Genomic DNA, 10,844 nt, shown 5'->3' on the forward strand with positions numbered 1-10,844 from the left:
CCCGGGCCGCCACCGTGCCCTCGCCACGCTCCGTGGCGGCCAGCGCGTTTACCACAAGGTTCTCCACCGCCTGCGCGACGCGGTCGGGGTCCGCGACGACGTTCACCGCTCCGCTCGGCGGGTCCAGCCGCAGCTCGACCCCCGTCCCGCTGAACCGGGGGCGCAGGCGCTCGACGGTGCCGCCGACCAGCTCGTTCAGGTCGGTCTCCGTCGGGGCCAGCTCGAGCCGCCCCTCGCTGGCCCGCGACAGCGTGGACAGGTCCTCGGACAGTCGCCGGAGCCGGGAGCTCTCGGCGCGGACGTGCCCGAGCTCCTCCACACCGAACACGCCGTCGGAGATGCCCTCCACGTACCCGTCGATCACGGTCAGCGGCGTGCGCATCTCGTGGGCGACCTCGGCGATGAGGCGCATCCGGCGCTCCTCGGTCTCGGCGATGGCCCGGGCCAGGGTGCTCACGTCGTCGGCCAGGGCCGCGATCTCGCGCTCGGGGGGCCGGCTGATCCGACGGGTGTAGTCGCCGGCGGCGATCGCCGTGGTGGCGGCGCCGACCTCGGCGAGGGAGCGGAGCAGGCGGCGGCCCACCACCCGGGCCGCGAGGAGGGCGACCGCCACGCCGGCGAGCGCGCCCCACACGGTGGCGGTCGTGACGGCGTCGGCGACGACCGAGCGCAGGCCCGCCCCGGCCCCGGCCCCGCGCCCGCCCGGTCCGCCGGGCCGGAGGGAGTCGTCGAAGAGCATCGGCGCCGTCAGCCGGACCACCACGAGCACCACCACGACACCGGTCACCGCCACCGCGAGGTGCGAGAGGAACAGGCGGGCCCGCAGGGTGCGGATCATCGCGCGCCCCCGTGGCCCGCGGGCCGGAGGACCTTGTAGCCCGCGCCCCGGACCGTGGCGACGAACCGGGGCGCCGCCGGATCGTCCGCCAGGGCCCGCCGCAGCCCCCGGATGTGGACGTCGACCACCCGTTCGTCCCCGAAGTGCCCGTCCTCCCACACCGCGTCGAGCAGTTGCCGCCGGGTGAACACCTGCCCCGGGGCGGCCGCCATGGTGGCCAGCAGGTCGAACTCGATCGGGGTGAGCGGGACCGCCGCCCCGTCGACGGCGACCTCCCGGGCCCCGACGTCCACGGTGAGTCCGTCGAGCGTGAGCGGCGGCGCGCCGACCGGCCCCGCCTCACGCGCGCGGCGCAGGACGGCGCGGACGCGGGCGGTGACCTCGCGGGGGCTGAAGGGCTTGACCACGTAGTCGTCCGCCCCGGCCTCGAGGCCGATCAACCGATCGACCTCCTCGGCGCGGGCGGTCACCAGGATCACGTACACCGGGGAGACCGACCGCAGGTCGCGCAGCAGGTCCAGCCCGTTGCCGTCGGGCAGCCCGATGTCCAGCAGGACCAGGTCGACGGAGCCGACCCGTTCCCGGGCCTGGGCCGCGGTCCCGGCTTCGTCGACCACGAACCCGTCCGCCTCGAGGTACCCGCGCAGGACGCGGCGGATGTGGGGTTCGTCGTCCACCACCAGGACGCGGCGGGGGGCGGCGGGGTCGGCAGTGGTCACCCGCCCAGTGTCCCCCCCGGCGGTGCGTGGCGCGGGCGGGATCGGCGTGGAACTACCCTGGTCGAGTGACCTCACCCAGCGGCTCGGCATCCGACGGACCCGGGGCGGACCTCCCGGAGGATTCCGTCCTCGACTCCCTGCGCGGGGCGGTCGACCCCCTCGAGCCCCGCCACGAGTCCGACCCGGCCCACCCGACGGACCTCAAGACGCAGGTCATCCGGTTCTTCCTCACCGGCGTCCTGTCGGCGATCGTCGACTACGGCCTCCTCCAGCTGCTCAGGCTCGTCGGCCTGGACTACGGCACCGCCAAGGCGCTGTCCTTCGTCGCCGGCACGCTCACCGCCTACTCCGTCAACCGCCGGTGGACGTTCCGGGCCGAGCCGTCGCGCGCACGGTTCATCGCCACGATGGGGCTGTACGCGCTGATGTTCGGCGTGCAGTGGGGCCTGTTCATGGTGCTGACCCCGTGGTTCGTCGGCATGGACTGGACCGAGTTCTGGGCCACCACCGTCGCCTACGTCATCGCCCAGGGCGTCGCGACGGTCACCAACTTCATCGTCCAGCGGACCGTGATCTTCCGGGTCCGCTGAGCTCGATGCCCGCCCTGCTGCTCACGGCCGCGCTCGCGCTGCTCGTCCTGCCGGGCGCGGCGATCTGCCTGGCGGCGGGCGCCCGATGGCGGGAGGCGGTGGCGGCCGGGCCCGCCCTCACCCTGGCGGTGGTGGCGGTGGGCGCCGCGGTCACCTCGGCCGCCGACGTCCGCTGGGGCCCGGTCTCGGCCGGGGTGACGGCGCTCGTCGCGCTCGCCTGCGCGGCCGCCGTCGGCGTCGCGGGACGGGTGGGTGCCCGGGTGGCGCGCCGGCGGGCCGGGGGAGAGGGCCACGACGACGAGCCCGGCGGTCGCCGGCCGGGCCCGGGGGTGGGCGACCTCGTCGTCGTCGTCCTGGCCGCGGTCCCCGCCGTCCAGGTGCTCGTGGCGACCCGCGGGCTCACGGCGATCCCCCAGGGGTGGGACGCGATCTTCCACGGCGGCGCCACGCGGTTCATCGCCGAGACCGGGCGGGCCGGCGTCACCGACCTCGCCCCGGTGGGTCAGCCCGCCAACCCGCACTTCTTCTACCCGGACACCTATCACGCCCTCGCCGCGCTGCTGCTGGGCCTGCCCGGCGGCGCGCTCCCGGCGGTGCTCGATGCGCTCTCCGCGGTGACCGGCGTGGTGTTCGTCCTGGGCGTCGCGGCCCTGACGGGGCGGCTGTGCGGCGGCTCGCGGCTGGCGGCGGTCGGCGCGGCCGTCGTGGCGGCGTCGGCGTGGACGTTCCCGTACCTCGCCCTGGGGCGGGGCCCGGTGCTGCCGTTCGCGCTCGGGGTGGCGATGATCCCCGGGCTGCTGTTGCTGGGTGAGGCGGTGGCGGCCCGGGCGCCCCGGCTGCCCGCCCACGCGCTGCTGCTCGGGGCGGGGCTGGCCGGCGCGTGGTCGGTGCACCCGTCGGTGGCGCTGGCGGCGGCGATCCCGCTGGCGGCGCAGGCGGTCGCCGGGGTGGTGGCCGCCCCGGGGACCGGGCCCCGCCTGGCGGTGACGGGCGGGTTCGCGCTGGCGGCGGTGCCCGCCGGTGCCTACGCCGGCTGGTCGGTGTCCAGGGTCTCGTCCGGGACCACCGATGCGCTCGCGGGGTTCTCCTGGCCGCGCGAGGTGAGCGTGCCGCGGGCGGTGGCCGCGGTGCTCGACCTCGGCCCGACCCCGGCGGCGTCGGTGGGGATCGCCGTGGCCGTGCTGGTGGGGCTCGTCGCCGCGGTGCTCGAGCCGCGACTGCGCCGCCCGCTGGCCGCGCCCGTCGCCGCGCTGGCGGTCTACGGGGTGCTGTACGTGCTGGCCGCGGCGGTGGAGGGCGACTGGGTGCGCACGATCACGGGCTTCTGGTGGGACGATTCCCACCGCTTCGCCTCCCTGCTCGTCCTGCCGTCGGCGGTGCTGGCCGGCGCGGGCGTCCGGGCGGTGGTGCCGCGCGGCTCCCACCGCCGGCCCGCGGCGCGGGCCGGCGTGGCGGTGGTGGCGGTGCTCGGCCTCCTCGCGGCGTCCGGTCACGCGGTCCTGGCGCGGGACCTGCGGGTGTGGGGCTACGGCGACGGGCCGGCGGTCACCGACAGGGAACGGATCGTGCTCGACGCGCTGGCCGAGCGGTACGACGGCGGCCTGGTCCTGGGGGACCCCTTCGACGGATCCGCCTGGGTGTACGCGCTGCACGGGGTGCCGGTGGTGTTCGGCGCCCCGCTGGCCGACGACCCGGTGGCGCAGGTCGGCGCGGACCGGATGGTCCTCTACACCTCGGTCAACAGGTACGGGTTCGACCCGGCCGTGACCCGGGTGGTGCAGGACCTGGACGTGCGCTGGGTGGTCGTCGGCACGGGGTCGGTCGGCGGCCCGGGTCGGCCGGGCGGGTTCATCGGGCTGCGGTTCAACCCCCATCTGCGGCTGGTCGAGGAGACGTCCGACGCCCGGCTCTACGAGGTCCTCCCGGTACCCGCGGACCATCCGCCGCTGTTCCCGCCGCCCGGCATCCCCCCGGTCACCCCGGCGGAGCAGCCGCCGAACACCGACTCACCCGTGGTCGACTCGCCGCCGGTCGACTCGGCCCCCGTCGGGTCGGGGGCTAGCCTGGACGGCGCGAGCGGGCCCTGAGCGGCCCGGTTCCCCGGACGACCTCCGACGCCCGCACCGACCCACCCGGCACCGACCCACCCAGTACCGACCCACCCAGGAGCACCCGCCACATGGACGCCACCACCGCGACCGCCGCAGGCGCCGACGCCGCCTCCGCGCCCACCGATCGCGACCTGCTGCTCCAGCGCACGCTGTTCTCGGGTCCGCGCAAGTGGGTCAACGACGACCTGTACTCGCGGATCCTGCGCGGCGTGGTCCGTCGCACCCGCTCGGAACTGCACCTGGAGGCGGGGTCGGTCGTCGACACCAACACCTACTTCGGCCGCTTCGAGGCCTCGTACTGGCAGCGCTGGACCTCGGTCTCCGAGCTGACGGTGCGTGTCGCGGTGGAGACCTCGGGGCAGCTGGACGTCCTGGTCCGCGCGTCCGACATCGGCTCCCACGTGCGGACCGTCGACGTGGTCCACCACCACGACGACGGGATGGCGGTGCTCCACGTCCCGGTCGACTCGTTCACCGACGGGGGTGCGATGTGGCTGGAGTTCCACGCCGTGGACGCCCCGGCGACCGTCTCCGAGGTCACCTGGAGCACCACCACGACGAGGCCGGCCCGCCGCGCCGCGGTGGCCATCTGCACGTTTAACAGGGCGGACGACTGCGCGGCCACGATCGACTCGCTGGTGGCCGACGCCCTGGTGGCCGACCTGATCGACGATCTCTACGTCACCGACCAGGGCACCGACCTGGTGGAGACCCGCGAGGCGTACCGGCACGCCGCGGCGGAGTTCGGCGACCGCCTGCACTACCTGCGCCAGCCCAACCTCGGCGGGGCGGGCGGCTTCAGCCGCGGGCTGTTCGAGGCCACGGCGCCGGGCGCCCCCGGCCCGGTGGACGTGCTGCTCATGGACGACGACGTCCGGGTGGAGCCCGAGACCGTGCTCCGCCTGTTCGCCTTTGCCGCCGTGACGCGCGAGCCGATGCTCGTGGGTGCGCAGATGCTCTACCTGTTCAACCCCGACTACCTGCTGGTCTCCGCCGAACGCACGCGGCTCGACCAGCTCAAGGGAGGGCTCGACGCCGACGAGTGGGCGCTGCGCGACGAGTCGGTGGTGGACAACCGGCAGGAGCGGCGGATCGACGCCGAGTACAACGCGTGGTGGTCCTGCCTGGTGCCGGGGGAGGCCGTTGACGCGGTCGGCCTGCCCATGCCGTACTTCTTCCAGTGGGACGACATCGAGTACGGCCTGCGTTGCAGGCAGGCCGGGATGCCCACCTGCACCCTGCAGGGCGCGGCCGTGTGGCACGCCGACTTCTACTGGAAGGACGGCGACGACTTCGGCCAGTTCTTCTCCCAGCGCAACTCCCTGGTCACCGCGTCGATCCGGCAGGGGATCGACCCGCGCGCGATGGCGGTGAACCTCGGCCGGAGCGTCCTGCGCGCGATGGTGGGTATGCAGTACGGGCTGGCCGCCACGCGGATGCGCGGGATCGAGGCGTTCCTCGACGGGCCCGACGGCGCCCACGGGGTGGGCGACGGCGGGCAGGACGCGCTGGCCGCGATCCGCGCCGAGCGGGCCGGGTACCCCGAGACCGCGAAGCTGGGGGTGGAGACCCTGCCCGCCGGGATCCGGGTCGAGCGCAAGGTCGGCATCCCCCGCGAGGACCGCGAGGACCAGGTGCTGGCCAAGCGTCTCCTCGCGCAGAGGCTGGGCCGGCAGCGCCGTGGCGTGGTGGCGATCCCGTACGAGGACGCCGCCTGGTGGCACGTCTCGCTGTTCGGCGAGGTGTACGTGACCGACGCCTCCCAGACCGGGGTGCACCACCGCAAGGTGGACCCGCAGCGCGCCGCCGATCTGCAGAGACGGCTGGTGGCGCTCCTGTCGCGGTTCGTCCGCGAGGCTCCGGCGGCGCAGGCCCGGTGGCGCGACGCGCAGGCCCCGCTCACGACCCGGGAGAACTGGGCGCGGCTCTACGGCGGGTAGCGCCTGGCCCGGCCGGGGCGCACCCGGGGGAGTCAGGTGTGCATGCCGGCGGTGAACCAGCGCGTGGCCTCGTCGACGATCTCCTCCACGTCCGCACCGGTCTCGGCCTGCAGCCACGCGGTGATGAGCTCGCCCAGTCCCCCGACGAGCAGCCGCGCGCTGATCTCGTCCCGGGGGGCGGGCAGTGCCTGACTCCCGAACATCACGTGCGCCTGTGACACGACCAGTGCGGCGAAGTCGCGGAACAGCTCGTGGCGGCGCGTCCTCAACGCGGGCACGGAGGCGGACTCGATGATCGCCACCCGGCCCTTGCGGGGGTCGTCGGTGAGGACCGCGGCGAACGCGGCGAGCGCGGCGTGCGCCCTGGCCGCGGTGTCGCCCTCGGTGTCCGAGAGCGCGGTCAGCACGGCGGTGCGGACCTGCTCGGCGATCTCGTCGACCAGCGCGAGGAGCAGCTGGTCTCGGGCGTCGAAGCTCTCGTAGAAATAGCGTTCGGTCAGGCCCGCCTCCGAGCAGATCGCCGTCATCGTGGTCCGCTCGACGCCGCGGGTGCCGGCGATCTCCAGCGCGGCGTCCAGGAGCTGGCGGCGGCGCGCCGCCCGGCGCTCCTCGGCGCTGATTCCGCGGTAACGGCGCGGGGTCGGGGTCATCATCAGATCTTGACAGGACGTCCTGTCTGATTCAAACTCGATCAAACTGACAGGGGTCCCTGTCAGACGGTCGGACGGGTGCCCTCCCAGGCGGACGGACCCGCGCGGAGGTCAGGAGTTGCTCGTGACACGAACACTTGCGGATGCACCGGCGGGCAGCGGGCTGGCGCCGGTTCCGGGGGACGGCGGCCTCCCGCTCCTGGGGCACGGCCTGGACTACCTCCGGGATCCGATGCGCCTGTGGCAGACGCGCTACCAGCGCTACGGCCGGGTCTCGTGGTTCCGGGCGTTCGGCACGAGGATCGTGGCGCTGCTGGGGCCCGAGGCGTCGGACGTGGTGCTCCGGAACCGGGACAAGGCGTTCGCCAACGGCGACGCGTGGCAGTACCTCATCGGACCGTTCTTCGACCGCGGGTTGATGCTCCTGGACTTCGACGAGCACATGTCCCACCGCCGCCTGATGCAGGAGGCGTTCACGAACGATCGCCTCGCGCGGTACGCGGCGGCGCTCGATCCGGCGGTCCGTACCGCGGTCGAACGGTGGCAGCCGGGGGAGTCCGTGGAGGTCTATCCCCGGCTGAAGCAGTTGACCCTGAACCTCGCGGTGGACGTCTTCATGGGGGGCGCCCCGGGTGCCGACCAGGCGCGTCTCGATCAGGTGAACGCCGCGTTCATCGACTGCGTCCAGGCGGCCACCGCGCTGGTGCGGTACCCGATCCCCGGCGGGCGCTGGCACCGCGGCCTGGTGGGTCGGCGACGGGTGGAGGAGTTCCTCCGCGAGTACCTCCCGGCCAGGCGGGCGGGCGACGGCGACGACCTGTTCTCGGTGCTGTGCCGGGTGGAGGTCGACGGCGAGCGGTTCAGTGACGACGACGTGATCAACCACATGATCTTCCTGCTCATGGCCGCGCACGACACCTCCACCATCACCATCTCGACGATGATGCAGTACCTGGGCCAGCACCCGGAGTGGCAGCAACGGTGCCGGGAGGAGTCCCTGGCGATCCCGGGCGACTCGATCAGCTACGAGCAGCTCTCCGGGTTGACCTCGCTCGACCTGGTGATGAAGGAGTCGCTGCGGCTGGTCTCGCCGGTGCCCACCATCGCGCGCACGGCGGTCAAGGACACCGAGGTGCTGGGGTACTTCATCCCGGCGGGGACCATGGTCGCGATCGCCCCGTATTTCACCCACCACCTCGCCGAGTTCTGGCCGGATCCGGAGGCGTTCGACCCCGGCCGGTTCTCCGAGGAGCGCCGGGAGGACAAGGTGCACCGCCTGGCGTGGCAGCCGTTCGGCGGCGGCGTGCACAAGTGCATCGGCATGCACTTCGCCGGCGCGGAGGTCTCGATCGTGCTCCACCATCTCCTCCGCAACTTCGAGTGGCACGTCGACGCGGACTACCGCGCGCCGATGGACATGAAGTCGCTGCCCTACCCCCGGGACGGGCAGCCGGTCCGCCTCACCCGACTGGGCCGACCCTGACCCCTCCATTCCACAGGCCCGGTTCATCCACAGGTCCCCGCCCGGCGGAGCGCTCACGGCCCGGATCCGGCGGGGCGGTGGCGCACAGTGTCCGGCATGGACATCTCGCTTCAGAACCGACCGCCGGGCCCGTTGACCGCCGCCGAGCTCGCCGTGGCCGTGCCCGATCCGCGGGCCCGCAGGACGTACCGCCGGATCTGGCACGGGGTCTACCGTCGCCAGGATCAGGTGGACGACCTCCGCCTGCGCAGCCTCGCGCTGGCCAAGACCTGGCCCGAGGGGGTGCTCCGCGGCCGCAGTGCGGCCCTGCTGTGGGGGGATGACTCGGTCGCCGCCGACGCGCTCCCGGAGATCTGGCTGCCGTCCACGCGACGGTCCCCCCAGGGTCGGGTGTACCGCTACGGCGCGCTGCCCGCGGCGGCGGTCACCGACCTCGGCGGTCTCCGGGTCACCACTCCGCTGCGCACCTGCCGCGATCTGGCCGCCGATCTGGACTTCGAGGACGCCGTGGTGGCGGTGGAGCGCCTGTGCGCGGCGGTGCCGGAACTCGCGGGCCAGTTGGCGAGCGCGGTCGTGCACCCGGCCGGGCGCGGGGGCCGGATGTTCGGTGAGGTCGTCCGGGCGGCGGATCCGCTTTCGCGATCGAGCGACTCGACGCGCGCCCGCCTCGCGCTCGCGGCCGCCGGGTGCGGGGACTTCGGGCACGGGCACACCGTGCGGCTGGCGCACCGGACCCTGGATCTGCCGCTGGCGGACCCCGTCGCCCGGTGCGTGGTGTCCACCGCCGGCGGGACCGCGCCGGCGTGTGGGGCGATCCCCGAGTGGTACCGCGCTCAGCTGCTGGCGGCGGGCTGGACGGTGATAGTCGTCCGGGGCCCCGCCGCCCCCGTCCCGCGCGGGACTCCGGTCCCGCCGGGTGTGGGCGACGTCGGCCACCGCGCGGCGGCGGTGCTGTGGACGCGGTGGCCCTCCAGCGAGATCCGGGTCCCGCCGCGGGACGCCCCCGCCGCCGACCCGCACGGGATGTGGGCGGGCCGGCGGGGGTGACGCGCGGGAGGGGTCCGGTCAGCTCGTCAGGTCGGTCGCGCGTCCGTAGCGGGCCTGCTCGTCCCAGACCCGGCGGAGTAGCTGCTCGAGCTCCCAGACGTCGCCCTCGGTGCCGAAGTACTTGCGGTCGATGTGCTGGAGCCTGTCCTCGTTGGCGACGATCTTGGCCCAGAGCTTGGCCCGCTCGACCGGGTCGTCGGTGAAATCCTTGTTGAGGTACTCGTGGGAGTGCCGCTTGAGGTTGCCGAGCACGGTGAGGGCCTTGCCGGCCGGGCTCACCAGCGAGGCGACGATGGTCACCACGAGCACGCCCACGATGATCCCGAGCGAGAGGAAGGTGGGCACCTCCACCACGTCGACGTGCTCACCGCCGTTGATGAACGGCAGGTTGTTCTCGTGCAGGGCGTGGAGGATGAGTTTGACACCGATGAACCCGAGGATCGCGGCGAGGCCGTACTTGAGGTAGACCAGCCGGTCGAGCAGCCCGTCGAGGAGGAAGTAGAGCTGGCGCAGGCCGAGCAGCGAGAACGTGGTGGCGGTGAAGACGATGAAGACGTTCTGGGTGAGGCCGAAGATCGCGGGGATCGAGTCCAGCGCGAACATGATGTCGGTGCCGCCGATCGCCACCATGACGATCATCATCGGCGTCATGACCTTCTTGCCGTTCTCCACGGTGAGCAGCTTGTCGTGGTCGTAGTGGTCGGTGGCCGGGATGAACTTCTTGGCCAGCCGGACCACGACGTTGTCCGCGTCGTCGTCCTCGTCGTCCTCCGCCAGGAGTCGGCCCGCGGTGACGATGAGGAAGAGGCCGAACACGTAGAACAGCGCGGCGAACTGGTTGAGCAGGGCGGCGCCGACGAAGATGAACGCGGTCCGCGCGAAGATCGAGAAGATGATGCCGAAGAGCAGCGCCTTCTGCTGGCCCGCCCGGGGGACCTTGAAGCTGGTCAGCAGCAGGAGGAACACGAACAGGTTGTCCACCGAGAGCGCCTTCTCGGTGATGTACCCCGCGAAGTACTCCACGCCCATGTCGGTGCCGCCGAAGAACCACACGGCAAAGCCGAAGACGATCGCGATCCCCACGTAGAGGGCCGACCAGACCGCCGACTCCTTGAGCGTCGGGATGTGCTCCTTGCGGACGTGGAAGAAGTAGTCGAACAGCAGCAGCGCGACGATCAGACCGACTGACAACGACCAGGCGAGCGGGGTGGCACCCAACGCGGGGTTCCTTTCCGGGGACGGCAGAGGGACCGGATCATCCTACTCCGGGTTCGGCCCGGCACCCCCGGCGTCGCCCGCGCGGGCGTGGACAAAGGGCCGACATCTGTCCAGGTGGGCGCTGCGGTCCGCCCAGTCGATCGCACCCCGGATCGGCTGCCCGCCGGGGCGGGGCTCAGCGAGGACCGACCGGCCAGGCCCCCGGATCGCGACCGGTCAACGCCAGCGCCTGTCTCTTATACACATCT

At 73.4% G+C, this 10,844-nt stretch carries 9 protein-coding genes; 5 read left to right on the plus strand and 4 right to left on the minus strand.

Annotation, left to right across the window (positions count from 1 at the left end; all coding sequences use genetic code 11):
• Positions 1-838, minus strand: an 838-nt coding sequence (locus B4M60_RS06010; RefSeq protein WP_291081236.1) for a sensor histidine kinase, incomplete at its 3' end; no start/stop codon positions are given.
• Positions 835-1,557 carry a response regulator transcription factor gene (locus B4M60_RS06015; RefSeq protein WP_291081238.1) on the minus strand — a complete coding sequence of 241 codons (723 nt, stop codon included), beginning with the start codon at positions 1,555-1,557 and terminating at the stop codon, positions 835-837. The genes B4M60_RS06010 and B4M60_RS06015, both read right to left, overlap by 4 nt.
• 65 nt (positions 1,558-1,622) lie before the next feature.
• On the opposite strand from B4M60_RS06015, the gene B4M60_RS06020 reads away from it, so the two are divergent.
• The 3 genes from B4M60_RS06020 (at position 1,623) to B4M60_RS06030 (ending at position 6,198) form a co-directional block, all read left to right on the plus strand.
• The gene (locus tag B4M60_RS06020) at positions 1,623-2,147 is read left to right on the plus strand and encodes a GtrA family protein (protein WP_291081239.1); all 525 of its coding nucleotides are present in this window, start codon (positions 1,623-1,625) and stop codon (positions 2,145-2,147) included.
• A gap of 5 nt (positions 2,148-2,152) precedes the next feature.
• Positions 2,153-4,234 (plus strand): DUF6541 family protein, encoded by a 2,082-nt coding sequence (locus B4M60_RS06025; protein ID WP_291081241.1) that lies wholly within the window; start codon positions 2,153-2,155, stop codon positions 4,232-4,234.
• A gap of 92 nt (positions 4,235-4,326) precedes the next feature.
• Entirely contained in the window at positions 4,327-6,198 is a 1,872-nt protein-coding gene (locus tag B4M60_RS06030; protein ID WP_291081243.1) for a glycosyltransferase, read from the plus strand.
• Between the two features lie 32 nt (positions 6,199-6,230).
• Here the strand turns inward: B4M60_RS06030 and B4M60_RS06035 are convergent, their stop codons facing one another.
• A complete protein-coding gene (locus B4M60_RS06035; RefSeq protein ID WP_291081245.1) occupies positions 6,231-6,848 on the minus strand; it encodes a TetR/AcrR family transcriptional regulator in 618 nt (205 codons plus the stop codon).
• Positions 6,849-6,972: 124 nt separating this feature from the next.
• Between B4M60_RS06035 and B4M60_RS06040 the strand changes: the two genes are divergently transcribed.
• Together B4M60_RS06040 and B4M60_RS06045 are read left to right on the plus strand one after the other, a co-directional pair.
• Positions 6,973-8,331, plus strand: coding sequence for a cytochrome P450 (locus tag B4M60_RS06040; RefSeq protein WP_291081247.1), 1,359 nt, complete (start codon positions 6,973-6,975; stop codon positions 8,329-8,331).
• Between the two features lie 96 nt (positions 8,332-8,427).
• Entirely contained in the window at positions 8,428-9,378 is a 951-nt protein-coding gene (locus B4M60_RS06045) for a hypothetical protein (protein WP_291081249.1), read from the plus strand.
• An 18-nt stretch (positions 9,379-9,396) separates the two neighbouring features.
• Here B4M60_RS06045 and B4M60_RS06050 read toward each other — a convergent pair whose 3' ends face one another.
• Complete coding sequence (locus B4M60_RS06050; RefSeq protein WP_291081251.1) at positions 9,397-10,596, minus strand: TerC family protein; 1,200 nt, start codon at positions 10,594-10,596, stop codon at positions 9,397-9,399.
• Positions 10,597-10,844 lie beyond the last annotated feature (248 nt).

It is taken from the genome of Dietzia sp. UBA5065 (genome assembly GCA_002415925.1).
Lineage (GTDB): Bacteria > Actinomycetota > Actinomycetes > Mycobacteriales > Mycobacteriaceae > Dietzia.